This window comes from Flavobacterium sp. 3HN19-14, from assembly GCF_051373205.1.
GTDB lineage: Bacteria > Bacteroidota > Bacteroidia > Flavobacteriales > Flavobacteriaceae > Flavobacterium.
Window position 1 is genome coordinate 2,853,718 of the sequence record NZ_JBPPZT010000001.1, and the last position, 26,045, is coordinate 2,879,762.

At 41.6% G+C, this 26,045-nt stretch carries 26 protein-coding genes, 1 tRNA gene and 4 pseudogenes; 7 read left to right on the plus strand and 24 right to left on the minus strand.

All coding sequences use genetic code 11. The features are described 5' to 3' along the window. Positions 1-113 precede the first annotated feature (113 nt). From ACSLFW_RS15385 to ACSLFW_RS15415, 7 genes and pseudogenes are all read right to left on the minus strand, one after another. Positions 114-1,232 (minus strand): annotated as a pseudogene (locus tag ACSLFW_RS15385) (vWA domain-containing protein). Between the two features lie 198 nt (positions 1,233-1,430). Then, positions 1,431-1,961: an SRPBCC family protein gene (locus tag ACSLFW_RS15390; protein ID WP_436556496.1), complete on the minus strand. Its 531-nt coding sequence runs from the start codon at positions 1,959-1,961 to the stop codon at positions 1,431-1,433. 38 nt (positions 1,962-1,999) lie between these two features. Beyond that, complete coding sequence (locus tag ACSLFW_RS15395) at positions 2,000-2,329, minus strand: DUF1801 domain-containing protein (RefSeq protein WP_436557471.1); 330 nt, start codon at positions 2,327-2,329, stop codon at positions 2,000-2,002. A gap of 111 nt (positions 2,330-2,440) precedes the next feature. After that, entirely contained in the window at positions 2,441-2,917 is a 477-nt protein-coding gene (locus ACSLFW_RS15400) for a hypothetical protein (RefSeq protein ID WP_436556497.1), read from the minus strand. Next, positions 2,914-3,567 carry a hypothetical protein gene (locus ACSLFW_RS15405; protein WP_436556498.1) on the minus strand — a complete coding sequence of 218 codons (654 nt, stop codon included), beginning with the start codon at positions 3,565-3,567 and terminating at the stop codon, positions 2,914-2,916. Before ACSLFW_RS15405 ends, ACSLFW_RS15400 begins: the two co-directional genes overlap by 4 nt. 115 nt (positions 3,568-3,682) lie before the next feature. Continuing rightward, the gene (locus tag ACSLFW_RS15410; protein WP_436556499.1) at positions 3,683-4,012 is read right to left on the minus strand and encodes a hypothetical protein; all 330 of its coding nucleotides are present in this window, start codon (positions 4,010-4,012) and stop codon (positions 3,683-3,685) included. A gap of 21 nt (positions 4,013-4,033) precedes the next feature. After that, positions 4,034-4,816 (minus strand): hypothetical protein, encoded by a 783-nt coding sequence (locus ACSLFW_RS15415; RefSeq protein ID WP_436556500.1) that lies wholly within the window; start codon positions 4,814-4,816, stop codon positions 4,034-4,036. A gap of 132 nt (positions 4,817-4,948) precedes the next feature. On the opposite strand from ACSLFW_RS15415, the gene ACSLFW_RS15420 reads away from it, so the two are divergent. The 7 genes and pseudogenes from ACSLFW_RS15420 (at position 4,949) to ACSLFW_RS15450 (ending at position 9,167) form a co-directional block, all read left to right on the plus strand. Next, positions 4,949-6,361 carry an MBL fold metallo-hydrolase gene (locus tag ACSLFW_RS15420; RefSeq protein WP_436556501.1) on the plus strand — a complete coding sequence of 471 codons (1,413 nt, stop codon included), beginning with the start codon at positions 4,949-4,951 and terminating at the stop codon, positions 6,359-6,361. Between the two features lie 209 nt (positions 6,362-6,570). Next, positions 6,571-6,705, plus strand: coding sequence for a hypothetical protein (locus tag ACSLFW_RS15425; protein ID WP_436556502.1), 135 nt, complete (start codon positions 6,571-6,573; stop codon positions 6,703-6,705). A gap of 4 nt (positions 6,706-6,709) precedes the next feature. Continuing rightward, the gene (locus ACSLFW_RS15430) at positions 6,710-7,510 is read left to right on the plus strand and encodes a DUF4369 domain-containing protein (protein ID WP_436556503.1); all 801 of its coding nucleotides are present in this window, start codon (positions 6,710-6,712) and stop codon (positions 7,508-7,510) included. Continuing rightward, positions 7,392-7,718 carry a peroxiredoxin family protein gene (locus ACSLFW_RS15435; protein WP_436556504.1) on the plus strand — a complete coding sequence of 109 codons (327 nt, stop codon included), beginning with the start codon at positions 7,392-7,394 and terminating at the stop codon, positions 7,716-7,718. The genes ACSLFW_RS15430 and ACSLFW_RS15435 overlap by 119 nt, the downstream gene beginning before the upstream one ends. Positions 7,719-7,863: 145 nt before the next feature. Continuing rightward, a pseudogene (locus ACSLFW_RS15440) lies at positions 7,864-8,154 on the plus strand (DUF4369 domain-containing protein); the annotation flags it as partial. A gap of 234 nt (positions 8,155-8,388) precedes the next feature. Beyond that, positions 8,389-8,934, plus strand: a pseudogene (locus ACSLFW_RS15445) (TlpA family protein disulfide reductase). Positions 8,935-9,086: 152 nt separating this feature from the next. Further along, positions 9,087-9,167: transfer RNA gene (locus tag ACSLFW_RS15450), tRNA-Tyr, on the plus strand. Between the two features lie 271 nt (positions 9,168-9,438). Here the strand turns inward: ACSLFW_RS15450 and ACSLFW_RS15455 are convergent. The 17 genes and pseudogenes from ACSLFW_RS15455 to ACSLFW_RS15535 all read right to left on the minus strand — a co-directional run bounded on the left by ACSLFW_RS15455 (position 9,439) and on the right by ACSLFW_RS15535 (position 26,035). Further along, entirely contained in the window at positions 9,439-9,708 is a 270-nt protein-coding gene (locus ACSLFW_RS15455; protein ID WP_436557472.1) for an acyltransferase family protein, read from the minus strand. A gap of 117 nt (positions 9,709-9,825) precedes the next feature. After that, complete coding sequence (locus tag ACSLFW_RS15460; RefSeq protein WP_436556505.1) at positions 9,826-10,029, minus strand: hypothetical protein; 204 nt, start codon at positions 10,027-10,029, stop codon at positions 9,826-9,828. A 52-nt stretch (positions 10,030-10,081) separates the two neighbouring features. Continuing rightward, complete coding sequence (locus tag ACSLFW_RS15465; RefSeq protein ID WP_436556506.1) at positions 10,082-10,546, minus strand: acyltransferase family protein; 465 nt, start codon at positions 10,544-10,546, stop codon at positions 10,082-10,084. 43 nt (positions 10,547-10,589) lie between these two features. After that, positions 10,590-11,609 carry a glycoside hydrolase family 3 C-terminal domain-containing protein gene (locus ACSLFW_RS15470; protein ID WP_436556507.1) on the minus strand — a complete coding sequence of 340 codons (1,020 nt, stop codon included), beginning with the start codon at positions 11,607-11,609 and terminating at the stop codon, positions 10,590-10,592. Then, on the minus strand, positions 11,567-12,322 hold the full coding sequence (locus tag ACSLFW_RS15475) for a glycoside hydrolase family 3 protein (protein WP_436556508.1): 756 nt from the start codon (positions 12,320-12,322) through the stop codon (positions 11,567-11,569). The genes ACSLFW_RS15470 and ACSLFW_RS15475 overlap by 43 nt, the downstream gene beginning before the upstream one ends. A gap of 8 nt (positions 12,323-12,330) precedes the next feature. Then, the gene (locus ACSLFW_RS15480; RefSeq protein WP_436556509.1) at positions 12,331-12,735 is read right to left on the minus strand and encodes a glycoside hydrolase family 3 N-terminal domain-containing protein; all 405 of its coding nucleotides are present in this window, start codon (positions 12,733-12,735) and stop codon (positions 12,331-12,333) included. 344 nt (positions 12,736-13,079) lie between these two features. Continuing rightward, complete coding sequence (locus tag ACSLFW_RS15485) at positions 13,080-14,564, minus strand: DUF6377 domain-containing protein (protein WP_436556510.1); 1,485 nt, start codon at positions 14,562-14,564, stop codon at positions 13,080-13,082. A gap of 333 nt (positions 14,565-14,897) precedes the next feature. Then, entirely contained in the window at positions 14,898-16,118 is a 1,221-nt protein-coding gene (locus tag ACSLFW_RS15490; protein WP_436556511.1) for a T9SS type A sorting domain-containing protein, read from the minus strand. A 94-nt stretch (positions 16,119-16,212) separates the two neighbouring features. After that, positions 16,213-18,306: a glycoside hydrolase family 97 protein gene (locus ACSLFW_RS15495; RefSeq protein WP_436556512.1), complete on the minus strand. Its 2,094-nt coding sequence runs from the start codon at positions 18,304-18,306 to the stop codon at positions 16,213-16,215. Positions 18,307-18,379: 73 nt separating this feature from the next. Then, positions 18,380-19,201, minus strand: a complete 822-nt coding sequence (locus ACSLFW_RS15500) for an alpha-amylase family glycosyl hydrolase (protein WP_436556513.1) — start codon at positions 19,199-19,201, stop codon at positions 18,380-18,382. Positions 19,202-19,383: 182 nt separating this feature from the next. Then, positions 19,384-19,764: pseudogene (locus ACSLFW_RS15505) on the minus strand (alpha-amylase family glycosyl hydrolase); the annotation flags it as partial. Between the two features lie 98 nt (positions 19,765-19,862). Then, a complete protein-coding gene (locus ACSLFW_RS15510; protein ID WP_436556514.1) occupies positions 19,863-20,918 on the minus strand; it encodes a SusE domain-containing protein in 1,056 nt (351 codons plus the stop codon). Positions 20,919-20,928: 10 nt separating this feature from the next. Beyond that, positions 20,929-22,383: a RagB/SusD family nutrient uptake outer membrane protein gene (locus ACSLFW_RS15515; protein ID WP_436556515.1), complete on the minus strand. Its 1,455-nt coding sequence runs from the start codon at positions 22,381-22,383 to the stop codon at positions 20,929-20,931. 55 nt (positions 22,384-22,438) lie between these two features. Beyond that, positions 22,439-23,062 carry a hypothetical protein gene (locus tag ACSLFW_RS15520; protein WP_436556516.1) on the minus strand — a complete coding sequence of 208 codons (624 nt, stop codon included), beginning with the start codon at positions 23,060-23,062 and terminating at the stop codon, positions 22,439-22,441. Beyond that, positions 23,041-24,927 carry a SusC/RagA family TonB-linked outer membrane protein gene (locus tag ACSLFW_RS15525; protein ID WP_436556517.1) on the minus strand — a complete coding sequence of 629 codons (1,887 nt, stop codon included), beginning with the start codon at positions 24,925-24,927 and terminating at the stop codon, positions 23,041-23,043. Before ACSLFW_RS15525 ends, ACSLFW_RS15520 begins: the two co-directional genes overlap by 22 nt. Then, positions 24,848-25,651, minus strand: coding sequence for a carboxypeptidase-like regulatory domain-containing protein (locus tag ACSLFW_RS15530; protein ID WP_436556518.1), 804 nt, complete (start codon positions 25,649-25,651; stop codon positions 24,848-24,850). Before ACSLFW_RS15530 ends, ACSLFW_RS15525 begins: the two co-directional genes overlap by 80 nt. A gap of 189 nt (positions 25,652-25,840) precedes the next feature. Beyond that, positions 25,841-26,035, minus strand: coding sequence for a FecR domain-containing protein (locus ACSLFW_RS15535; RefSeq protein ID WP_436556519.1), 195 nt, complete (start codon positions 26,033-26,035; stop codon positions 25,841-25,843). Positions 26,036-26,045: the final 10 nt, after the last annotated feature.

A 26,045-nucleotide genomic window follows, 5' to 3' on the forward strand; every position in this document is an offset into this window, starting at 1 on the left:
TCTTCGTTAGCCCTCGACTGTGCTCGGGATGACATTTTTATTTTGTTGCTAATTGTGTTTATTTGACGGTCAATCTGCGGCCTGCTGTCTGCAATCTGATGACTGATCACCGTCTACTTAATCTTTCGTTTCCTGTTCGTTTCGTAATCCTCAAAAATCATTTCTCCCAACCCCTTCAAGCCGGTGTAAAACGCCTTTCCCTGATTGGCTTCGGTAAATCTATTTACGAATTTCTGCAAATATGGGTCGTTCGCAATCATAAAAGTCGTAATCGGAATGTGCAATTTCCTGGCTTGCTGTGCCTGATTGTAGCATTTATCCACGATATATTCGTCGAGGCCGTTGCTGTTCATGTAATACGATCCATCGCGCTCGCGCACACAACTCGGTTTTCCGTCGGTAATCATGAAGATTTGCTTGTTGGTGTTGCGTTTGCGGCGGAGCAAGTCCATTGCCAGTTGCAATCCGGCGACGGTGTTGGTGTGGTACTGGACCGACTTTCAGATACGGTAAATCCTTAATCGGAATCGTCCATGCGTCATTTCCGAAAACCAGAATATCGAGTGTGTCTTTCGGATAGCGCGTCGTAATCAGTTCTGCCAAAGCCATCGCGACTTTCTTGGCGGGCGTGATGCGGTCTTCGCCGTAGAGAATCATGCTGTGGCTGATGTCGATCATCAAAACCGTGCTCATCTGGGCTTTGAATTGTGTTTCCTCGACAATCAGGTCGTTTTCGGTGATACGGAATTCATCGACACCATTATTAATTTGAGCGTTCCTTAAACTCTCGGTCAGTGAAATGCGCTCGAGGCTGTCGCCGAAATTAAAATCGCGGAATTCACCCGTATGCTCATCGCCGCTGCCTGTATGCTTGGTCTTGTGATTGCCGTTACCGCTTTTTTAAGATTACCGAACATATGGTCGAGCGCCTGCTGCCGGATGGCGCGTTCGGTTTTGGCGGTGATTCCTGTGCCGGATGTACCGTCGTCTTTGAATTCGTCGCGGATGTAACCTTTTTTCTTCAGGTCTTCGATGAAATCGTCAATCGTATAATTCTCGTCAGTGAGCTTATATTCGGTGTCAAGCTCGCGCAGCCATTCAATCGCTTCGTCGAAATCGCCCGAAGTATGCGTAATGAGCTCCTTGAAAATCTCAAAAAGCCTGTCGAACGGAGATACAAACGGCGCTTCGTAAGACTTGAAGTAAAATCCTTTTTTTGCCTCATTTTTCATAGGTTTTAAAATTACTGTTTATAGTAATTACGGTGTAAAATCCTGTGATAAATTTTAGTTAAAAGTCGGAAAATTCCAAATCACAGCAATCAATAAGAAATAAATTCCAATGCCGAAATTCAAACATATGAGGCATGTTTGGAATTTAAAGATTGAATGTTGGGACTTATTTGTTATTTATAATTTGAGATTTGTAAATTATTTTTCCAAAATCCCTTTCAGCATCGCCAAACTCGCATCCATGTCTTTCGGCAACATTTTCTCCATCATTGGGATCATGATATTTACCGGGTAAGGCAATGTGCCGGAGTTGCTCCAGGAAACTTTCGTTTGTCCGTCAGAAAGCGATTCGGTTTCCATCACAATGGCTGCAGTAGCTTTCATTGGTTTTACGAAGCGGATTTCGGTTTCAATTAATTTATTTTCGATGATATTCTTGATTTCCTTTTCACCTTCACCTGCCTTTTTATCGCCATGCCAGGCATAGATGAATCCAACTGTGCCGTCGGTTCCCGTGAATGTTTTTTCGCGCTCGCCGCCAGCCATGGCATGCCGGTTAAATTTATCCTGATTCTCAAGAAAGCGTAAATAAGCGAATATTTTGCCAACCGGAGCATCGATGATGATTTCGCGTTTTACGAAATGTTTTTTTCGCATGAAGAGCGCCAGAAGTAATAAGAGGATGATGATGCCGGCGATGACGCCGAGTATACTATAAAAAGTGTGCATTTGCTTTATATTTTTAAATAATTATTGTTGCCGTGAATTCAATCAATTTTACTCCAGCCGGGTAAATCTTTTGCCTGGACAAACCATGAGCGAAGCAAATCTTCATCAAAATCGGAATCGTTTTTTATGTCGATCCTGCGGGACTTATGTTCAGTTCCCTTGTTCCATAGCCCTGCCATTTTCGTTACCGGCGGTTGCGGATTCAGGAGTGTTCCTGCAATGAAGCCAACGCCTACACTGTCTTTAAATGACCACATGGCAAACATCCAGCCTTTTTCGGACAATCCATAAAAAGGCACGCCAAGCGGTTGAGAAGGTTTATGCCATTTTGTTTTGCATACAATTTCCGGAATATTTCCCGTAATAATGCATCAACGCGGGTCACGATTGCGTGGTGTTCAGGTTTTACCCCGTCAATACAGGTTTGGACACTGTTTTCTTTTTCCATAATTATTCTTATCGATTTCGTTTAAAACAGCTTACTTTTCGAAATAAGACTGAATGATCACTTCATCTTTAGTAATCATATCCCTGATGCTGGAATTCCACTCGATCAGCCATTCTGCGGCATAACTGCCCGCGCCATCAGAAAATTGGATTTTAAGTATGTGGTCATTTGCGCTGCCATGTATAATTTCAAAGAATTCCTGATTGGGATTTTCGCCAAACCATGGATTGTACATATTATCAACCTGCAGGTCGTATGTCTTTTGTCCAATTGTCAGTATAGCTTTTGATAATTGAAATTTTGGCATTTCGCCATCAGAACCAAACAGCGGTGAATTGTCAATAGCAATAACGAAATTATCCTTATATTCTATTTTATGCTTTTTCGGGTCAAAGGGTTCCCGATACATTGTTACCGAACTGCCGGCATCGAGCTTGATTGTTGCAGTATTTTGCTGACCCCGGGAAGCAATTGTAAAAAGCAATAATGAAAATATAAGGTTTTTCATGTGTTTATTTCAATTTGATTTGTCTTATCCTTCGGAGCGGCGTGCATAAAATCTTCATATTCGGTAAAATACTCGAATCCTAAAACCAGCAGCATCGAGCCTACGATGTATACCTTCTGCATGATGACTGCCAAATCCAGATAACCTGCGCCAAATAAGAAAAAGAAAATATAATAAGTCAGTAAGCAAATGACACAGTAAAATTTAAGCAGATGCCGTTTTGACTTCAGGATAAATATCGTGAGCATAAATAAACCAAAAAGTGTCAAAACGATTGATATTACGCCCACATCATGCAAGGGTGTCGCGATTAGGAAAATAAATATGATGTTGGCAACGCCGATATATTTTAAAATAGCAGCCCATGTTTTTAAAGCTATTTTTTTTGACATATTGATAAAGAAAATGCCATAACCTAACGAGTGGAAAGCCATACCGATTATGGCCCAGATCCTGCCGGGGTTGTCAGCACCATTGAGCGCTTTTGCCCCAAACAGATTGCTCATGAAGTTTTTTGACCATATAAAGCCGACAGAATTTTTGTCGAGTATTGAGCCGCCGGGGTAGTTCAGTGCTGCTATTGTTATTAATATTACCGAGGCGGTCAGGCATATCAGGACGGAGTGGTTGGTGAGTGGTTTTTTAGGCATTTGATTGGGATTTGTTTATGATTGCTGGCGCGTGGGGAAGTTATGAAAAATGCACAATTATTTTTCATAACGCCTGCACTTTTGCCAAACTGCTTGCTCGTTGGAAGTATTTTGTCTATTCTTTCTCAAATAAATTTACTTTGCCACTTTCTAAATTATTGATGAATTTTTCCTTTTTCAAAAATAAGTTAATCATAAGGTTTGATAATTCAACATTATTTTCATTATATGCATAAATCAATTTTCTAATCAAATCTCCAGAGTAAAATATAATCATAGTCGGCGATGACAAAAGAAAAGCGATGAAAATCATCCTTAATAAAATTTCTAAAGCACTCAAAAATTCTTTGGTACTATCAACCGCGGAAAAGCCAAAAATAAAGAAGTACAGGTAAAAACATGTGGGGATTATTGTAAAAAGCCTGACTTTTGCGATGTAATTCATTTTTAAAAATTTGGGCTGACATTAGCGAATTTCAAATAATCCATTTTTATCCTTTTGGTCTAATTTTTCGAACTCACTTTTCAAAACACAAACAAGCTCATTTTCGCCAATACCTCTTATATTTGCTTTTTTTGTAACTAACATGTTATCGAATAAAGGATTAATTTCAGGGTTAAGTCCACGTCGAGAAAAACAAAATGAAAGAGAATTTAGTTTTTGCAACCTAGCAGACATGTTAATGCTCGGACCAACAAAATCGTTTTCATTTCCGACGCTGTAGATTGCTCCTCTCGCGATTCCACATCTTAATCTTAATGGCGGATCAATTATTTTTCTTTCAATATTTTTTAAAAAATCTTTTTGATAATGCAAACAAATTTCATGCATAGAAACAACAATATTCATTATTTGAGTATCGCTTAGATTTTCAATGTCCCAAAGAAATAAGACGCCATCACCCATAAATTTCGAAAGAAATGGCAAGTCCGAAAAGGTATCATATCCCTTCGGATAAACTTCGTCAGTTAACTCTTTTCTAACTTCTGCAAAAAGCCACTTCAAAAATTCACTCAAATATTCCGGAACAGCTAATTGAGGATCAATTTGCCTACAAAAGTGTGTAAAGCCTTCCAAGTCAAACAATACACTGAGAGCATTTATCTGTTTTGATTTTTTTTCAATATTGCCAAGACCTAAAATGGCCTCGTTAAAACTTTCAAACTTTTCTTTTTTCATTATGGTGACAGATTCATCTCCATTTTTAATTTTTAAATAGTCTGCGGAAGTAATGGTAAATTTCGCCATATCATTTTGTTGTAATGTTGCCTAACGCCAAATATACTCATTAATTGCAAAACCACCTTTGAGTCTCTATAACCCCACCCCCTTTGCAACTTCCAACTTTATACCGTAATTTTACAGCCTCAATCCACAACTATGAAAATAGAACAAATTTATACCGGATGCATCGCGCAGGCGGCCTACTATATCGAAAGCAAAGGCGAAGCCGCAATTTTTGACCCTTTGCGCGAAGTACAGCCCTATATTGACCGCGCCAATAAAGACAATGCGAAAATCAAATATATTTTTGAAACGCATTTCCATGCCGATTTTGTTTCAGGCCATCTTGATCTGGCACAGAAAACCGGCGGAAAAATAGTTTATGGCCTGACTGCTGCCCCAAAATTTGATGCTGTCATTGCTGAAGACGGACAGGAATTCAAAGTCGGCAATTATACCATAAAAGCATTGCATACGCCCGGACATACGCTCGAAAGCACCACCTATTTGCTGATTGATCAAGATGGAAAAAATCACGGCATCATCACCGGCGATACGCTTTTTATCGGCGATGTCGGCAGGCCGGATCTCGCGCAGGCATTCGCAGACGACCTTACGCAGGAAAAACTCGCGGCGCATCTGTATGATTCCCTCCGCAATAAAATCATGCCGCTGGGAGACGAACTGATTGTTTATCCGAGCCATGGTGCCGGAAGTGCGTGCGGCAAAAACATGAGCAAAGAAACCACTGATACGCTCGGCAACCAGAAAAAGACCAATTATGCGCTTCGTGCCGATATGTCGAAAGAAGAATTTATTGCAGAATTGCTTGACGGTCTCGGATTACCACCCGCCTATTTTCCGCAGAATGTGATGATGAATATCGAAGGATATGAAAGTCTCGATTCGGTTATGGAGAAAAGCAATAAGGCATTTTCGCCTGCTGAATTTAAATCGCTTGCCGAAGTTACCGAGGCGATAATCCTCGATGTGCGTCATGAAGATGATTATGTGAAAAACCATATTCCGGGTTCGATTTTCATCGGAATTCAGGGTAATTTCGCGCCGTGGGTCGGTGCCCTGATTATGGATGTCAATCAACCTTTATTATTAGTTACACCTGAAGGACGCGAGGAAGAAACCATCACACGTCTGGCGCGCGTTGGGTTTGACAAGGCAATTGGTTATCTTCAAGGTGGTATTGCTGCCTGGATTGCTGCTTCCTTTGAAACTGATAGTATTGAATCGGTTTCAGCTGAGGCATTTGCATCAAAATTCAATTCGCAAACCACCGTTGTTGATGCAAGGAAGCCCGGAGAATTCAGCGCAGAGCACATTCCGGGCGCACTGAATATCCCACTCGATTTTGTCAACAACCAAATTGCTGAAGTGCCGAAAGATAAGGAATTTTACCTGCATTGCGCAGGCGGTTACCGTTCTGTCATCATGGCTTCAATACTAAAATCAAGAGGCTATCACAACATCATAAATGTTGAAAAAGGCATTGCCGGAATCAGGAAAACTGACATCAGGCTTTCGAATTTTGTATGTCCGTCTGAATCCAAATAAGGTGCAGGGTTTTAGGCGTAAGGCACAGGGTATACACTTCACGATCAGGATTGTGGACTTAAATTAAGGTGCAAATTACCTATTTATTGCCCTGAACCCTGAATCCAACACCCTGAACCCACATTAAACGTAAATTTTAGGTTAAAAAGTGCCCAATAAATCTAAAATTAAAATACTTTTGCGACACTAAAAACAAAATGTAATATCAAATGAAAAAAATCTTATTGTTACTCGCTGCCGCAGTAATTATCTCATGCAACAAAGCTGGCGACAACGAATACATCGTTACCGGAATCGTAAAAGGTGTCGAAGAAGGAAAAGTGGCCATTCTGCAAAAGCAGTGACCCGATGACCAGACAGTTTATAAATGTTGACACTTCTAAAATCGTTGACGGAAAATTTACTTTTAAAGGCTCTGCAAAAGAACCGGAAATCAGGGTTATTGATATTGCCGGAAAACCGGAAAAAGTGCTTTTTATCCTTGAAAACGGTGATATCGAGTTGAAAATCAACAAAGACAGTATCGGTCTTACAAAGCCAACAGGAACTTACAATAATGAAGAGTTGAATGCATTTAAAGATTTAAGCAATTCTTTCCAGAAAAAAGCCGAGAAATTCCAAAAGGATAACATGGCGAAAATGAACCAGGCAAGACAAGCTAATGACACTGTTACTTCTGGTGCGTTGATTAAGCAGTATAAAGCGTTACAAGATGAATTCAAGAAAAAATCTGAAGATTACATCGCTACGCACCCGAAAGCATTCATCACTATCTTATTGATGGAAGGCTTATTACAGGAAGGTGATTTGGTAAAATCTAAAAAATATTACGATGCGCTTGACAAGTCTGTAAAAAATACAAAACCGGGCATCGAGTTCAAAAAGAAACTGGACGAACTTCAAAAAGCTGCTACTCCTGCACCTGCTGCTGCAGTTTTGAAAGAAGGCGATACTGCTCCGGATTTCTCAGGAAAAACGCCTGACGGAAAAATTACTTCCCTGAAACAATCTTTAGGAAAAGTAACTATCGTTGATTTTTGGGCATCCTGGTGCTGGGCCATGCAGAAAAGAAAATCCGAATGTTGTTGCACTTTACAAAGATTTTCACGCGAAAGGCCTCAACATCATTGGCGTATCTTTAGACACTGATGCTGCAGAATGGAAAACGGCCATCGCGAAAGACGGTATCACATGGACGCAGGTTTCAAATCTTAAAAAGTGGGAAGACCCGATCGCTGTTCAGTATGGTGTTCAGGAAATTCCGGCTACTTATCTGCTTGACGCTGGCGGAAAAATTATCGCTAAAAATTTACGCGGTGATGAATTGAAAGCGAAAGTGGCTTCGCTTTTGAAATAATAAAAATAGTTATGAGGAAATCCTTTTCTATATTCGTTATCGGTTATAGAAAAGGATTTTGTCATTTTCATTACCTCTCAAAATAATTACTATGAAAAAGATATTGCTGTTTATCCTTGTCGCTGCCGGATTGGTTTCGTTTACAATGCCCGCTGACAAAGATTTTACTATCACCGGAACCGGAACCGGATTCGAAAACGGACTTAAAGTTTACCTCGTAAAACAAGACGACTTGGGCAAATTTGCAAAGCTCGACAGTACGAAAGTAGAAAACGGGAAATTTTCTTTTAAGGGAAAAACGCCAGAACCGGCCATACATTTTCTTGAATTCGATAAAATCCAGGACAAACTGGTTTTTATCCTTGAAGAAGGAAAAATCAATTTCACGGTGTATAAAGACAGTATCGCTAAAAGCAAAATCGGCGGTACAAGAAGCAATGACGACCTTCAGCGTTTCAATACCACAGCCATGAATATCCAGAACCAGATAATGGATTTTCAGAAAAAAAATACCGAAAAATGGAATGCGGCACAGCAGGCAAAAGATACGGTAACAAGCAATCAACTGATCAAAGAAATACAGAAATATCAAAACCAGATGGTGGCGCTTTCTACGGCATTTCCGTCAGAAAATCCTAAATCTTTCCTTTCCGTTTTACTGATGGATAATATGTTCGCCAGTTCGGATGTTGATATCGCCAAAATCAGGAAAACGTTTGACAGCCTTGATCCGGCATTAAAAGAGACAAAGGCAGGAAAAACAGTAAAGAAAAAAATTGATAATTATGTTTCTTTGAATATCGGAAATCCGGCACCTGATTTTTCAGCACCAAATCCTGACGGGAAAACTATATCGCTGAAAGAATCGCTGGGCAAAGTAACGATAATCGATTTCTGGGCATCCTGGTGCTGACCATGCAGGAGAGAAAATCCAAATGTTGTTGAGGTTTACAAGGATTTCCACGATAAAGGGTTAAATATCATCAGCGTATCACTTGACAAAGATGGCGCAAAATGGAAAGAAGCCATTGCAAAAGACGGACTTACGTGGACACACATTTCAAATTTAAAGTTCTGGGAAGATCCGATTGCTTTACAATACAGTATTAAAAGCATTCCGGCAACTTTTATCCTTGATGCCAAAGGAAATATCATTGCCAAAGATTTGCGCGGAGCTGAACTAAGGGCAAAAATCGCAGAATATCTGGCGAAATAAAATGGATATAACTGAACTTATGAAAAATCTCCATAAAGGAGATTTTTTATTTATTTCAATCCCAACCGTTTAAAAAAAATACGTGAATTAAGTCGGCAATTAATTTGCAAACCCCGAAACTGTTGTTATATTTGCACTCGCATCACGCCAATGGGGAGATACTCAAGCGGCCAACGAGGGCAGACTGTAAATCTGCTGTGAGAACTTCGCAGGTTCGAATCCTGCTCTCCCCACAAAGTAAAAAGTCCGGAACATGTTAAAAGCTCGCTTTTATGAATGTTTTGGACTTTTTGCTTTGAGCAAGGTTCCCTTGCTCAGGATCACGAAGTAATCCTGTTAAGCGATGGGAAACTTACAAAATGCTAATCCAAGGTTATAAATCTCTTTGTAATCCTGCTCTCCACAAATTATTTCAAATAAGAAAAAGCCATGAGCGCTCTCTATATTTTTTTGTTTTTGAGATATTATTTCAGTACAATTTTCAGGTTTCAATGATGACAGTATTCAGCGTTTCATGAATTTTTCAGTCAGCCATTTTCTTGCCGGAATATCAATATACCGCATGGTTAAGTATGCGATTAGGATCGAAGCTACTAACACAGTTGCAGCCATTGGTATAGCTTCATCAATGGTTATGTGGTTGCGCTCTATCCACGAATAATAAAGATAAATTATCGGGAAATGTGTAATGTAAAGGGGATATGAAATATTGCCAAGGAAATTGCAAATCCTGTTAGACCAGAATCCTTTTACAGTTCCGCTTGCCCAAGATATACGATTAAAGGGAAAAACAGAATAACGGCCAGGGAATCATAAATACCATTCAACCAAAGTAAATCTTTGCTCCCGACTCTTGGAAATGCAAGAACGGCAGCAATCAAAATACCTGGCTCATAAAAATGCATTATTAATCTGTCCGGGTTTCGATAAGCGGTGCAATAACAATCCTGCAAGGAATGGAAATAGCAGTCTGGTAAATCCAATCCGTAATTGGGCGGGATCGAGCGACCAACCACCAATCAGGTCGCCAGTATCGTTTGTAATTGCAAAATGAATCAGGGCGATTCCGGTAATGAAAACTAATATTGAAAGCACCTTTGTAGATGCTTTACGGAGAATCAGCGCATAAAGGATATTCGCGATATACTCAAAAAATAAAGACCAGGCAGTGACCATTCAACGGGTACATTTCACCCCATCCGCGTATATCTAAAGAGGCTGGAACAGGAAATAAAAATAACCCAAATACCGTAACCAATGCAAATGTCGCAAAGTTGGTGCCTGCAACTGCCGGGAACATTCCGCTGGCACTCGGATAAAAGCATATTGCACCGACAATCATTCCTACAACTATCATCGGATGCAGCCGGATGATCCTGCGTTTGAAGAATCCTTTCAATGTCATTCGCCCCCAGCGGTCGTCATAGGCGTGCGCAATTACGAATCCCGATAACAGAAAGAAGAAATCAACCGCCAGATATCCGTGATTGATCAACTGCTTGGAATGATCGCCTCCGGAGAATATTTCGAGAATATGAAAAACTACCACGATAATAGCCGCAAACACCACGAAGGCCGTCGAGAATTTTATAATGGGGCTTGGAATTCGCATATACCGTCTGTCTTGATACTATACTTGTCATGGTGCTTCCGCTTTATTTAAGAATAAACCTTTCTGTTTTTACATCGTTGCTGTTGGTGCCGATCATCAATTCAAATTCTCCCGGTTCGCTTGCGTATTCAAGTTGGGAATTGTAGAATTTTAATTGTTCCTCTGTAATTTCAAACGTAACTGTTTTTGATTCCCCTGATTTCAGGAATATCTTTTGAAAACCTTTTAGTTCTTTTACCGGCCGTGAAATACTTGCTTCCAAATCCCGGATATACAATTGCACCACTTCGGCACCAGCTCTCAGCCCGGTATTCTTAACGGTCACTGTTGCCTTTATCGTTTCGCCTTTTGACATTTGCGGAGTATCGAGCACGATATTTCCGTATTCAAATGTGGTATAACTCAATCCAAAGCCGAAAGGGAACAATGGCGCATTCTTTTCATCCATATAATTGCTCCTGAATTTCTCGAAACCTTTATCAGATGCCGGCCGGCCAGTATTCAGGTGATTGTAGTAAATCGGAATCTGTGCAACACTTCGCGGGAAGGTTGAAACAAGTTTCCCGCTTGGGTTCACATCGCCAAAAAGCACATCTGCTATCGCCTGTGCCGCCTCGCTGCCGCCAAACCATACATTCAGTATCGCCGGAATGTTTTGCTGCTCCCATACCAGAGTCATCGGCCGTCCTGCGAACAACACTAGAATTACAGGTTTTCCGGTTGCAGTAAGCTTTTGAAGCAAGCGTTTTTGTACGTTCGGAATGCCTATATCTGTGCGGCTGCTTGATTCACCGCTCATTTCAGACGTTTCTCCGACAGCCGCGATGATGACATCTGCTTTTAAAGCAACGGCAACCGCTTCATTGATCAGTTCATCTTCTGTTCTTTCGTCGCGGATAATCTCCCTGCCGAACATGGTCGCGTCCTGTTGCATCCTGGCATCACTGAATACATTCGAACCTTTAGCATACAATAATGTTGTATTTTTTCCGGCTACAGATTTTATGCCTTCAAAAAGCGTCATCGGCTTATCCAGTTTAGCAGCAACGCTCCAGGGTACCAACCATATTGGATTTCGTTGCCGCTAAACTGGCCGATGACAGCTATTGTTTTATTGCGGCTGATGGGGAGTAAATTGCCGTCGTTTTTCAGTAATACAAAGCTTTCACTCGCAGTTTTGCGCGCAATTTTCCTGTTTTCAGCAGTATAAATTTGTGTGTTGGCTCTTTTCGCATCACAAAATTTATAAGGGTCTTTAAAAAGCCCCAACTTATATTTAGCTTCAAGGATTCTCCTGCAGGCTGCATCTATCTGGGCAAGGGTTACTTTTCCTTCGTCGACTGAAGCGGCTAAAGTATTTTTATAACCTTCGCTGACCATATCCATGTCGAGGCCTGCATTGAACGATAATTGTGATGCGGTTTTGAGATTGCCTAATCCATGATTGGTAATTTCTGCGATACCTCCATAATCTGCTACGGTAAAACCACTGAAATGCCATTTGTCGCGCAGTACTTCAGTCAAAAGCCATTTGTTGGCATGGGCAGGAATTCCGTCAACAACATTAAATGATGCCATTACGCTGCTAACGCCCTGTTCTACAGCCGCCTTATAAGGATAGAAATATTCGTTGAACATCCTGATATGGCTCATATCAACAGTATTGTAATCGCGTCCTGCTTCGCCTGCGCCATATAATGCAAAATGCTTTACGCACGATAATATATTTGAATTTTCAGAAAATGAATTGTCCCTGCCCTGATATCCGCGAACCATTGCTTTCGCTATTGTCCGCCTAAATAGGGATCTTCACCGCTTCCTTCAGAAACCCTTCCCCAACGCGGATCCCTAGCAATATCAACCATCGGACTGAAAGTCCAGTTGATGCCGTCGGCACTGGCTTCTATGGCACCAATCTTGGCCGACTTTTCTATGGCCTCCATATCCCAGGTACATGCCAGTCCTAACGGAATCGGAAACACGGTCTCATAGCCATGAATGACATCCATACCAAACAACATTGGTATTTTCATTCTGCTTTCTTCGACCGCTATGCGCTGTATGTCCTTTATCTTGTCAACACCTTTGATGTTGAACATTCCGCCAACCTGACCCTTTCGGATCTTTGCTGCGATATTGCTGTTGTTTCCTAATCCGGTAATGATGTCGCCTTCAGAAGGTAAGTTCAATTGTCCGATTTTTCTTCAAGAGTCATTTTAGATAGTAGCTCATTGATAAAACCCGTCATTTTTGAATTGTTCGATTCTTGTGCTGCAACCTGAGCGGTTATTGTCAGAAACAAGAAAATGTAAAAGACCTGTCGCATTTTAATTCTGTTATTGGTGAGAAATTAAAGTATGTGACAAAGCTATATCGTTATAGTTGGCTTTTTGACTGCCGAAATGAAAAAAGGAGTAGTTTTAAATTATATATTCTTATATATCAGACATATAACCAAAATAACTACCTGAAAAAAGTAGTGAATTTGGAATAAGGAAACTTAAATTACGGCACTATACAAAAGCTATACAAATTATGGTTGAGTTTGTGCTGTGCCTATCTTTGCAACGAGGTTTTCAAATTCATCCCGTGACCCGGCCGCGCGGTTTCTGGCTTTGGTGCGGTAATTATAAATGGTGCTTAATGAATATCTTAGTAATGCCGCAATTTTTGCGCTATCTGTTATGCCGAGCCTGACAAGCGCAAAAATCCGCAGTTCTGTATTTAATATCTCGTCGTTCTTTGGGATTACCTGTTCGTCTTTATTCAGTAAGGCATTAAAGTCCTCGACGAAATTCGGAAAAAGGTTGATGAATATCGTATCAAAGTTTTTATAGAATTCCTCCAACTCATTGTCGGTAATGGTGGTTGACTTCAATATTTTTTGCAATTCATCATATTTCTTATCCTGGAGTTTTCGGTGAAGCATTTTCCGGTAGCTCTCGATTTTATCAATGTACGAAGAACATATATCAAAAAAGCGCGCAATATATTCTTCTTTCACCAGGTTGGATTCAGATAATTCGCTATTGGCCAAAAGCAGCTGTGAATTGGCTTCTGCCATTTCTGTATTCAATTGGCCCAACTCATTGCTGCTTTGGGCAAGCCTCTCCTTTATGCGCGATACTTTTTTCATCTGCTTATACACATATACAACTGCGATGATTAGCAAGATGGTGAGTATGCTTACCAGTATAAGATAAGATTCAAGTTGGTTTTTGCTTTCAGATTCTTTCTTAAGGTAGGCTGTGTTGATGATTGAATAAAATTCTGACATGTTAAGTGTCCTGAATTTCACATTACAAAAGATTGCATCCTCAAGAGCAGATTGGGTATATTTATAAGCCCTTTCAATGTCGCCGTCTTTATAACATTCTATGGCTACTTTCTGTATCGCTGCATTATCCTTGATGGCGTTTTCAATGTCGGTTACAGCGGCTTTTGAATAATAAGACAACATCTGCGTCCTGTCATGCTCTGCATCATAAATGTCGCCCAGGAGATAAACGTACATTGCATAATCTGCATCTTTATTTTTAGCGGTGCGCATCATGTTCAAGAGGCTTTCCTTTGCTGCACTGTATTTTTTTTGATAGAGATTTTTTTGCGCAAGATTGATCTTGAATTTTGGCGTATCTGGATTAAGTACACTTAACAGGGAATCGCGGTAAGTCTCTATTTGCCTGATATAATAATCGTTATAGCTGTTGGTCGCATAATGCTCATAATACTGGCTGTAAAACTCGTAGTAAAGCGCTTTAAGCAGAACAGATAATTTTGAAGAATTAATATTTTTCAGGATTGATTCAGATTCTTTAAAATTTCCGGTCGATGAATACAGGTTGGCAAGTTTTATCTCAGAAGATATTTTCATTTCCTGATCAGACAGTTCATCAGCAATTTTGAGATTAAGATTGATATAATACATTGCCGAATCAATTTTAAACTTCCTGTATTCCTGATAAAGATTTTCATTAATCGAAAAAATATCTTTTTGGGCATGGGTATTCCCGAGCATATTTCTATACTCGTGTATGCGTGCTCTTTTTTGAACTACAAAGCTTTCTTTATTCTTTATTGCATTATCGAGCTGTGCATACACCCGACTTACATTCTGTGCAGTCAATTGCAGACAATAAAAAAAGACGCAAAAATGGATAGCGAAAGATTTTTTCAAATGATAATTATTTAAGCAAATATAAGATTTAAACGTCGTTTAACTGAAAAATCAAGCTATCTGATTCAGGCGCGCAGGAACGTCGCATCGGATGCTGTTAAAAAATTAAAATATATGAAAACAAAAAAACCTGCAAATCGCTTTGCAGGTTTTCCTCTTAAATAAATCTTTCGCTTAGTTCCTGATCAATTTTACTGTACTCACAGCATTTTCAGTAGCCACTTTTGCAAAGTATACGCCGCTGCTCAATTGAGAACCGTCAACATTGGCAATTTTATTGTCGGCAGAAACAATCATCACCACTTTTCCGGTAATGTCGGCAATTGAAACTGATTTTACATTTCCGTTGGAAGCCGTAAAATTCCAGCTGTTCTGCGTCGGGTTTGGATATACCTTAAAAGTTGGCGTAACAAGCGTAGTTACACCCAAAATATCCGTAAATCCGTAAACACCAGTTTCTCTGTTGAAGTCGATGCTCCATGTTCCGGCAGTCATAGTGATATCAGTACCATTTTGTGTACCTACGCCATTTGGAAAACTCGGTGTTGTACTGGCACCCCATTGTACATTCCAGTTATTGTTCATACGGAATTTTCCCGCCCCGTTGATCAATACGATTGCATCTTTATGATACGTAATTCCATCTGTTGTAGACAATTGTTGTGCGTCAACTTCTCCCGGAGTGTTCGCTGGCCAGCCAGTTGGCGTAGCAGAGCCAACAAGCGCAACCGTTGGATAAGCGAAATTATACTCTAAAGTTGTCAGGTTGAAAGTGATGTTGAAAGTACCATCCGGAACGTCAATCGCACCAGTATCTCCCGCAACAGCTGTTCCTGATGGGAATGCAGTCGCACCCCAGTTATTGTTCCAGTTGTGGTTCTGACGCCACTTTACAGCTCCAGCATTCAGGTGAAGCGCGGTGCTGGTGTAATGAACGCCGTCGATTGTTGACATATCGATATCAGAATCCCATCCACCAACTGCTGGCCCTACAAGGCTGATCAACGGATAAATGTTAGATAATGTAAATGCATACGCCAATGTCGTACTGTTGAAAGTTACATTGTAAATACCACCTGCCGGTGAAAAGTTGGTCTGGCTGTCAGAAACTGCGGTTCCTGCCAAAAGTCCTGCTTGTCCTGATGGAGCGCCCCAGTTGGTCGACCATGAATCCTGCGCCCTGAATTTCAAGGAACCTGAACCGATGATGATATTCTCCATCGTCCAGTTGATTCCGTCTGTAGATGTCATCTGGTGCAAATCAACCGGGCCGGGATTTCCTGGTTCTCCGGGCCATCCGCCGACAGCGTCACCTACAATTGCCATGGTCGCGTACTGCGCATTTGCAAAAAATCCTGCCAAAAGGCAAATCATTAAAAGGGTAATTTTTTTCATACTGTTTTAAATTTAAATGGTTAATGTTAATAATTATTGTTTACTTTTTTAAATTATATCGATATCGTAAAACGGTCAGGGAAAAAATTCCCGGCTATTTTGCAGCCGGGAATTCTTTAATGCTTACCGCAAATCCGCCTCCCGGCGCAACAAATTGTTTTAATATTGTTTTTGATGTAACGTTGATTTTCCTGATTTCATAATGCTGCGGATTTTGATTCCAGCTTGCGTCTTTGGCATCGGCATAAATTGTGGCTTCATATTTTTTCCCTTTCGGAAGAAAACTGAAATTTAAAGTTGATGTCCTTGAATTTTCATCGGCAATACTTCCAACAAACCAAGCCTCTTTTCCTTTTGCTTTTCTGGCGATTGTAATGTAATCTCCTGGCTCTGCTTCGAGAACATAAGTATGGTCCCAATCAACAGCGACGTCTTTTATGAATTGGAAAGCGTCAGGAAAACGGTCGTAATTTTCAGGTAAATCGGCAGCCATCTGCAGCGGACTATACATCGTCACATAATATGCCAATTGCTTTGTCAATGTCGTATTGACGCGCTGTTTGCTGCCTGTGTAGTAACTCAGATCGGTTTGGAAGATTCCCGGTGTGAAATCCATCGGGCCACCCATCAATCGCGTGAACGGCAGGATTGTCGTGTGCTCCGGGTTCAATCCGCCCATAGCTTCGAATTCTGTACCTCTTGCAGATTCCTGTGCAATCCAGTTCGGATAAGTACGATTTAATCCTGTCGGGCGCACGGCTTCGTGGCTGTTGACCATGATCTGGTAGTCGGCAGCGCGCTCCGCAACATGGATGTAATGATTGACCATCCATTGCCCGTCATGGTGTTCGCCGCGCGGAATTATCGAACCCACATAACCGCTTTTCACAGCGTTATAACCATTGTCTTTCATGAATTGAAAAGCACGATCCAGGCGGCGCTCATAATTGGTAGCAGCACCTGAAGTTTCATGGTGCATGATGATTTTCACGCCTTTTGAGGCAGCATACTCGTGTAAAGCTTTTACGTCGAAATCAGGATAAGGCGTTACGAAATCGAAGACTTCTTCTTTCCAGTTGCCGATCCAGTCTTCCCAGCCAATATTCCAGCCTTCTACCAGAACCGCATCAAAACCGTTTTTCGCAGCAAAATCGATGTAAGCCTTTACGTGTTCGGTTGTGGCGCCGTGTTTGCCATTCGGAGTTAATTTGGTAAAATCGTCTCCTAATTTGACGTTGTTTTCGGTACCATAAGCCCATGTGCTTTTTCCTGCAACGAAATATTCCCACCAAACGCCGATGTATTTCATTGGTTTTATCCACGAAACATCTTTGTATTTGGTAGGTTCATTTAAGTTCAGAATCAATTTTGATGCAAGGATATCAGTGGCTTTGTCACTTACAACAATGGTTCGCCACGGACTTTGCGCATCGGTCTGCATGTAGCCTTTATTGCCCACAGCGTCGGGTACAAGATGTGACGTGAATTTCAAATTGGCAGCATCAACATTTAAAGACATTGCCGGGTAATTGACCAGTGCGGCTTCGTGAATGTTGATATATAATCCGTCAGGCGATTTCATCATCGATGGTGTTTGCACCGAAGGATTCGGGATGGGTTGTTGTGCGCTGATATTCACAGTCGCCTTTTTCATCAATCCAGGAATTTCAGAGATTTTTGAAGTCGTATACGGATATTCATTCGTGTCATAATCGCCGGGATGCCAGAAAATCTTGTGGTCGCCTGCGAGTTGAAATTCGGTATGCTCTTCTTTAATAATAAAGTAATTGAGGTTTTTCTGTTTTGGGAATTCGTAGCGGAAACCCAATCCGTCATTAAATAAACGAAATCTGATCCTGATGTAACGATTGCTGTTTTTCGATTGCGCCAACGTTACGGCAAGTTCGTTGTAATTATTCCGGATTGTCTTCTCCTCGCCCATTACCGGATCCCAATTGATGTCAACTGCCGATTGTGTGGCATCAGTAATTGTAAAACCGTCTGTGAACGAAGCGCCATCTTTGATTTCGATACCTAGTGTACTCGGTTTGATGACCGGCTTCCCTTTGTAACTCAATTCATACGACGGAATACCGCCGGTTTTCAGTTCAAAATGAAGCGACAGATTTTTGTCGGGAGAAACGATGGTTTGTGCCCCAAGCATTAATGGCAAAGCGATAACGGCCATTGCCATTAAATGTCGGGTGATAAAAAACTTCGAAAACAAAACTTTTAATGAGGTAAAGGGCATATAATTTTTATTAATTTTTCAATACCAGATATTGATAAGGCATTAAGGTTATTTCATTTGTTGCAGGCATTGACGTATCTGTAAACGCGTCTTTCCAGCTGATTGCTGCAAGCGAAGCCGGCAGGATATAATTGGCAGTTGTGTTCGTCATATTCGAAATGACAAAAACTTTCTCAGTATCTGTTTCCATCGTAAATGCGCTCACATTGTCACCACTGAAACCTTTATACCGACCGGTTTTTACAGCATTGCTGCTTTTCCTGAAAGCTACGATTTTTTTGTATTCTGCCAACACACCAGTATCAGCCATGCTCCAGTCGATTGGCGTGCGGGTGAAAACGCCCAATCTGCTTGCGTAACCAATCTCCTGTCCATTATAAATCATAGGGACAGATTTCATATAAGCTGCGACGACGAAAGCTGCAAGGGCTCCTTTATTCCCATGAAAAAGCTCTGTTGGCGAACCATCAGCAAGATTAACATCATGGTTGGAAGTGTATCTAACGATTTTAAAAGCGTCGGTATAATTGTTGGTATATTCTGCAGCATTGGCGTCCTGTAAGCTGGTTGCCGGCTTATTTTCGTTGAATACCTTTTTTAGTGCGTCGAAATAACCAAAGCCGAAAGTATAATCAAAGCCTTCGTAGAAGTGATGTACGCGGCTGCCTTCGGCGAGCATTAACAAGTGTTGGTCTTTCTTAATTCCGCGAACAGTTTTAATGGCATCTGTCCAGAAATTCTGCGGAACGGCATCGGCATAATCACATCGGAAACCATCAATATTGGCATTATAAACCCAATAAGACATTGCATCAACCATCGCAGCACGCATATCATAATTATCGAAATCCAACTGTGCAACATCGTTATAATTAGTTCCGGGCGGGATGATGATATCGCCATTTGCATTGTGCTTGTACCAATCCGGATACTGGGTAATCCAGGCGTTGTCCAGGCAGTATGATTGGCAACCCAATCCAAAATTACCGCCATTCCCATATTGTGGGCTTCTGCAACCAAACTGCGTAGATCTTCGAGTGTCCCGAAATCAGGATTCACGGCTTTGTAATCTTTCACGGCGTAAGGTGAACCCAATCCACCTGCAGAATTCAAGGTTCCGACAGGATAAACAGGCATAAGGTAAACGACATTGGCACCCAAATCTTTGATATCGGAAAGCCTGGCTTTTACGCCATTTAAAGTTCCTTCCGAACTAAAAGCACGGATATTGACCTGGTAAATCACGGCATCTTCACTCTTCGGCATCGCTGCAAAAGATTCGCCGTATTGTTCATAATTGCCCGGATTTGATGTGGTTTTATCATCAGAAGCGCTGCACGAAATCAGTATCGATAATGTGAGCAACAGGAAAACGATCTTACTGTATAATTTCATTTTTATCTTTTTTATGTAGTTTTTGATAGTTACATCCCTCCGCGATATGATACGGAGAGATGTCACATAATCAACTCAACTATCTTTATTGTTATCAATTAATTTAATGTCACTGTATAATTTGCCGTCGCAGGATCGGGATTCAGGGCAAAAGTTACTGTATAATTCCCTGCCACGCTTATTGTATAAGCACCTTGGTTGTCAAAATAAACGACCGGATCGCTGTTGCTGTTCTGTCCGTAATTGACTGTCCATGAATCGTTAAGCCTGTATTTCAAAGCACCCGGAACAAGCGGACCAACGAATTTCCATACTTTATTTACATAATCGTAAGTCATATCGGTATCAGAATTCCATCCGCCTGCGGTTGATGTACCAATGATTCCCCAGGAATATGGCACTGCTGTGAAGCTCAGTGTATTCAGGTTTACTGTAATTTGGTACGAGCCATATGCCGGGACAGTCAAATCAGTATCGCCGTGTTCGGCAAAATTCCCGTTAGTGTCAAGTCCGTAGAATTCGTCCCAATCCGGTTCAGTGGTGAATTTAAATCCGAGTCCTTGTCCGACCGGAAAAGTCACATAGCCCTGAAAAACGCCATTGTCAATCGCCGTAAGTGTTGCTGCCGTAGCAGGATTCCAGCCCTGGTAGCTTCCGGGCATATAAATCTGGGCTATCGTTATCACTTCCGTGAATGGTGTAACAGTCAATACAATCGCGTCAGAATATGCCGCACGGTCTAAATATGAAACCACGCGAACTACCAATTCACCGGCGGTATCAGGTTGTATGCCAAAATCTTTTGCCAGTTCATTCAAATCAGCACCAAGAAAAGATTTGCTCAGCACATCTTCGCCGACTTCGATTCTTTTCGCATTTGCCCAGGCGGTTGTTCCGATGGTATCGCTCGCCACGTCAAATTGAAGTGCATAAGTTACGGGCGCATCAACTGTGTATTGCACGGCGGGCCATGAAATAGTCGTTACGGCTTCGTATTTGTTTTCAGCATTTAATACGATTGTACTTGGTGAAGCGACTACTTCAGAAGTGAAATTCACTTGCGCTAAAGTCGTCACATCTGCATCATTTTCACAGGACACACCGATGAACGACAGTGCCCCGATTATTGTTAATTTTTGGATATATCTTTTCATAGTAAATATTTTAATAACCCGGATTTTGTATGAGTCCTTTGTTGGCATCTAAAGCAGCTGTCGGAATTGGAAACAATTTTCTATATTCAGGTGAAGCGCCTCTGAACAAATTCGGCAGTAAGAATTTATCGAAACGAATCATATCTTGTCTCCTGTGGCCTTCCCAGTTCAGTTCGAATCCGCGTTCGTTGTAAATATCATCCAATGTCGGATTGGCTGCCAAGACCGGCAAGTTGGCACGTTCGCGAACAGCATCGATGAATGGTTTCGCCGCTCCCGGATTGTTCAGGCGCACATGACATTCTGCTTTCATCAGTAATACGTCAGCATAACGATAAATCGGAAAGTCGTTGGAAGCACCACCTCCGTCTGAAGCTCCGGCCGGAAAGAATTTTAATCCGCGCACACCTGCCATCGGAGGCGATCCCGGATTATCAAGCGATGGAACGTCGAGCGTATAATTAACGCCCGCGCCCTGATCACCGAAACGAAATTGCTTGATCCGAATGTCATTTTCATTGTATTTCTGGAAGAAATCTTTCGGCACGACTGTACCGTTCCATCCGCTGTAACCGAAAAGCGTTTGCGCATGCGGGCCGTATAACGTACGAACGCCGTAGATACTGCGCGAAACGATGTTCACGGTTGCATACATTGCAAAAATCGTTTCGTCGTTTGGCAGTACATCACCGAATAATTCGTAGTATTTATTTCCGTTCGGACTCGCGGCATTTGCACCTGAAGGATGCAAAGAAAATCCGCCTTCACTGACTTTGTTGCAAGCGTCGAGGCATTCCTGCCATTTCGGGGTTCCGGTATAAACGCCGGCATTCAGGTAAACTTTTGCCAAAAGCATGTAGCCTGCCCATTTGTTGAATCTTCCATAGTAAGCACCGCCTTTTGTCGGAGATAATTTTTCTACATTTTCAGTCAGTTCTGCCACAATGAAATTGTAAACTTCCTCGCGGGATGCCTGAGGGATCTTATCAACCGTAATGTTATTTTCTGTGTAAAAAGGAACACTTCCCCAATCATCCATCAATAAATAATAGAAAAATGCCCTGGCTACTCTGGCTTCGGCAATTTTCGCAGGGTCAGCATGAGCGGCTTCCAGGCGGGCTACTGCAAGGTTGGCGCCAAAGATTGATTTGTACAACCAATTCCATGTGTTGTTAACGATAAAATCGGTCGGCAGCCATTCGTGCTTGTACAAACGGGCAAAATCCAATTGCCAGTCACCTGTATTTCTGTGCGGGATTACCTGTTCGTCGGCGCACATGGCGTTCATGTCATACCAACCGTTGTCTGCTCCTGCGTAACCTACACCTCCCCAATTGCCGGCGATCTGTGAATATAATGCTGCCAGGGCTACATCTGAACCTTCGGGCGTACCGTAGAATTCGTCCGAAGCATATTGGTCGTAGACCGTTTCGTCAACATTCGTGCATCCGGTAAATAACAGCAAACATAGGGCTGCTGTTATCACTACTTGTTTAACATTCATTTTCATTTTCAATTTTTTATTTAAATTTTACATTTAATCCCAATACAAAACTTCTTACACGCGGATAGATGCCGTTGTCGCCGCCTGCACCTTGTCCGCCGCTTAAATTTAATTCCGGGTCAATACCGCTATAGTTAGTAAAAACCACGAGGTTGTTTCCTGTCAGTGAAATCCTTACCGAATCCATAAATTTCACATCTTTGAATTTCAGATTGTAACCAAGGGTCACATTTTCCAAACGAACAAAATCACCATCTTCCAGCCATAAATCTGAATTGTATTTGGAAGTGAACAATCCCTGGTCAACTCCACTCGCGAGGATATTAGATTTACCTAAATTTTCTTCGTAACTTAAATTCGCCCTCAGGCTGTTGTAGATTTTATTACCGCCGGATCCTCTCCATAACATTGAAAAATCTAAATTTTTATATTGCAATGTTGGGTTGATGGCGAAAGTATATGTCGGTAACGCTGAGCCTTTTTCGAAGCGAAGCGGGCTGTGTCCGCCTTGATCAGCCGGTGTACCATCTGTTGGCTGGCCAAGAACGGTTTCAGAATTTTCGTTGTCTTTGCCTGTGTGGTGCAGGATGTTGAAAGTTCCGATTGGTTCGCCGACAATCAGATAAGCATTTGGTCCCATTCGACATAATCGGTATTTACCAGCGGAGTTCCATTAATGCTGCCGCCGAGTTTCAATACTTTATTCCTTAGTAAGGAAACATTTCCAGCCAAAGTAAACAAGGTATTATCAGTTTTAATAAGATCATAACCAAGGCTTACCTCGAGTCCTTTATTTTGGATGCTGCCGACATTTGCTTTTATGACATTGTACGGATAAGGCGGCGTCGGAACTGTATAGTTGAATAAAAGATTATCTGTTGTGGCGCTGTAAACATCAATAGTTCCGCGCAACCTGCTGTTTAAAACTGCAAAATCGATTCCGATATTGGTTTGTTTTTTTGTTTCCCAGCGCAAATCCGGATTTGCATTTTGGCGCTCCTCGAAATTGGTGATTTCCTGCCTCCGAAATAAGTTACGCTTGCAGTAGTACCTAAGCCAACAAGCGAGATGGAGTTTTGCGGTACCGAATCCTTGTTGGTTACCCGACTGGCCATAACCTCCGCGAAGCTTCAAAGTATTGAAGATTTTTTGTTTTGCCATAAACGGCTCCTGGTCAATTTGCCAGCCGATTGACGCCGATGGAAAATAGCCCCATTTATAATTGGCGCCGAATACCGAAGAACCGTCACGTCTGATACTTGCGGTAAATAAATATCTTTCCAGAAAAGTATAATTCAGGCGGCCCAGAAACGAAATCAGCGTCCGGTCGTTCTTATAAGAAGAAATATCGCCCGGTTGTACTTTGGATAAATCACCCAATTGCAAAGCATTATAGGTCGTAATATCGTTGATGAATCCGCGTGCCTGTGCATAATTTCCCTGATAAGTCTGCCGTTGCCATTCGTACAATCCTAAAAAATTGATGTTGTGCTTTCCGAATATTTTTTTGTAGTTGACACTAATATCCATAAGTTTTTCATCTGCTTTATCATTCCTGATATTGGCAAAACCTTTCTGGTCAATGGCATTCGCACTTGTTGATTCTGCCGGAAGATAAAAACCTTCAGAGCCGTTGGTTTTTCTCCAGCTTCCAAACCAGCCCAAAGTAACACCATCATATACATCCAAATCAGCCTTTAGACTTCCGAATAAATTATCCGACTCCAATTCATCTGTAACTGTTTGCGCAACGGCATACGGATTCAGGTACTGGAAAACATTCGGATCAGTATAATAACTGCCGTCAAGATTGTAAACCGGATCTGTTGGGCGCATCAGGTAAGCGTTAGTGATAAGGTTCGAGGTAAATGCCGCCCTTCCGATACTTTGTACCGTACTTTCCTTATTATTGATGCCGCTGTTCAGGTTGTAAGTCAGTTTCAGGTGGTCATCCAAAGCCAGTTGCGTGGCCTGAATTCGCCCGATGTATTTCTTGTTACTTGAATTAATTACGACACCGTCCTGCAAAATTGCACTGACCGATGCCCTGTAACTGAATTTTTCTGCGCCGCCCCCAAAAGACAAGGTATGCGTCTGTGTCAATCCGCTTTGTGTAAGCAAATCGTACCAATCGGTGTTGGAGCCATGGTTTGCAAGTGCCGGAGTGCCAATTTTTTGCGCCTCTGCCCACCATTCATCTGCATTGAGCATATCAAGTTTTTTCGGGATAACATCGTAAGAAGTCGACATCGAATATTCAACAGAGCTTTTGCCTGCCTTGTTACTTTTAGTGGTTACGATAAGAACACCCGGTGCACCTCTTGATCCGTAAATCGCTGTCGCCGAAGCATCTTTTAATACATCGATCGACGCAATTTCTGAGGGTGGAATCTGGTTCAGTAAATCCAGATTTCCCTGAACACCATCAACAACAACAAGCGGGTCGCTTCCGCCGATAAGCGAAGTAATGCCACGGATCCTGATCCCGGAGCAGATCCTGTTCACTACCAGTCTGATTGATGCTCACACCCGCCAATTTACCAGAAATCAGCTGCAGCGGATTTACAAGTGCGCCCTGGTTCATATCTTTTGCAGTGATTGAACCGATTGCGCCTGTAACATCCCTTTTGGCAGAGGAACCGTATCCGATGACTACAACTTCCTGTAAATCACTCGGATCTGTCAGTAATTGAATCGATAAATTGTCGCCGGCAGGAATTCTTTTCGGCAGATAACCGATGTAGGTGATGAGAAGAACGGCATCGTTTCCGGAAACCGCAATTTCAAAATTTCCATCAATGTCGGTAACTACAGTTTTTTTGGTAGCTTCTTCCATAACGGTAGCGCCGGGAAGCGGCAGCCCTTTTTCATCTGTAACTTTTCCTTTTATGCTTTTTTGCACTAAAATATCCGGAATTATTTTCTCGGCAGCCATCGCTTTTTTAAGGATGATCTGAGTGTCACGCACTTTATATTCGGTAGCTGTCGATTTGAATAATTTTTCAAGGATGTTATTGATCGTTTCATCTTTTACACGGATGCTGACGACGCGGTTAATGTCGACGTCGTCCATCTTATAAATGAAGCGGAAGTCGGAAGATTGTTCGATTTTCTCGATGACTTCTTCAACGGTTGCATTTTTCAAATCCAGGCTCACAATCGTCTGGGCGTAAGTGTTGGCGCGTATGTTGAAGAGCGCAAGGAACAAGAGGAGTACAGTTAGTTTCAATTTTAAATCAATTTTAAATAATGGGAATAACTGCCCATTATTTTTTGGCTTTTTTTTTCATAAATTTGTTAAATTGAATGTATTAAATCAGTTAGTTAGGTTCAATCATTTAAGTCTGTCGGGAACTGTTCGCAGCAGTTTCCGATTTTTTTTTCTGGTTTTCAGTATGTCATTTACAGTTATTTTAGGTTATTTGATTATGATTTCTTTGTCTTTTATAGTGTAATCAAAAGCGTGGATTTCACTGAAATAACTCAACACTTTCTCAATAGGCTGGTCACCAAAACTGGCATTAAATTTCTCGTCAGACAGTTTCATATCTTTGTTGACAATCGTAACATCATAATGTCTTTCAAGCTTTTTAGCGATGTTTTTAAACGTCATGTTCTTGAAA

Coding starts and splice junctions, on each gene's coding strand:
- ACSLFW_RS15400 (WP_436556497.1), bottom strand. CDS start 2,917: ATGAAAAACCTTATATTTTCATTATTGCTTTTTACAATTGCTTCCCGG.
- ACSLFW_RS15485 (WP_436556510.1), bottom strand. CDS start 14,564: ATGCTCGGGAATACCCATGCCCAAAAAGATATTTTTTCGATTAATGAA.
- ACSLFW_RS15510 (WP_436556514.1), bottom strand. CDS start 20,918: ATGAAAAGATATATCCAAAAATTAACAATAATCGGGGCACTGTCGTTC.
- ACSLFW_RS15415 (WP_436556500.1), bottom strand. CDS start 4,816: ATGGCGAAATTTACCATTACTTCCGCAGACTATTTAAAAATTAAAAAT.
- ACSLFW_RS15390 (WP_436556496.1), bottom strand. CDS start 1,961: ATGCACACTTTTTATAGTATACTCGGCGTCATCGCCGGCATCATCATC.
- ACSLFW_RS15425 (WP_436556502.1), top strand. CDS start 6,571: ATGAAAAAAATCTTATTGTTACTCGCTGCCGCAGTAATTATCTCATGC.
- ACSLFW_RS15500 (WP_436556513.1), bottom strand. CDS start 19,201: ATGCGTGCTGCGATGGTTGATGCAATGTCTTATTGGGTTTATAATGCC.
- ACSLFW_RS15520 (WP_436556516.1), bottom strand. CDS start 23,062: ATGGGACCAAATGCTTATCTGATTGTCGGCGAACCAATCGGAACTTTC.
- ACSLFW_RS15535 (WP_436556519.1), bottom strand. CDS start 26,035: ATGACGTTTAAAAACATCGCTAAAAAGCTTGAAAGACATTATGATGTT.
- ACSLFW_RS15465 (WP_436556506.1), bottom strand. CDS start 10,546: ATGCGAATTCCAAGCCCCATTATAAAATTCTCGACGGCCTTCGTGGTG.
- ACSLFW_RS15475 (WP_436556508.1), bottom strand. CDS start 12,322: ATGGTTCGCGGATATCAGGGCAGGGACAATTCATTTTCTGAAAATTCA.
- ACSLFW_RS15405 (WP_436556498.1), bottom strand. CDS start 3,567: ATGCCTAAAAAACCACTCACCAACCACTCCGTCCTGATATGCCTGACC.
- ACSLFW_RS15490 (WP_436556511.1), bottom strand. CDS start 16,118: ATGAAAAAAATTACCCTTTTAATGATTTGCCTTTTGGCAGGATTTTTT.
- ACSLFW_RS15430 (WP_436556503.1), top strand. CDS start 6,710: ATGACCAGACAGTTTATAAATGTTGACACTTCTAAAATCGTTGACGGA.
- ACSLFW_RS15495 (WP_436556512.1), bottom strand. CDS start 18,306: ATGGCCGTTATCGCTTTGCCATTAATGCTTGGGGCACAAACCATCGTT.
- ACSLFW_RS15410 (WP_436556499.1), bottom strand. CDS start 4,012: ATGAATTACATCGCAAAAGTCAGGCTTTTTACAATAATCCCCACATGT.
- ACSLFW_RS15420 (WP_436556501.1), top strand. CDS start 4,949: ATGAAAATAGAACAAATTTATACCGGATGCATCGCGCAGGCGGCCTAC.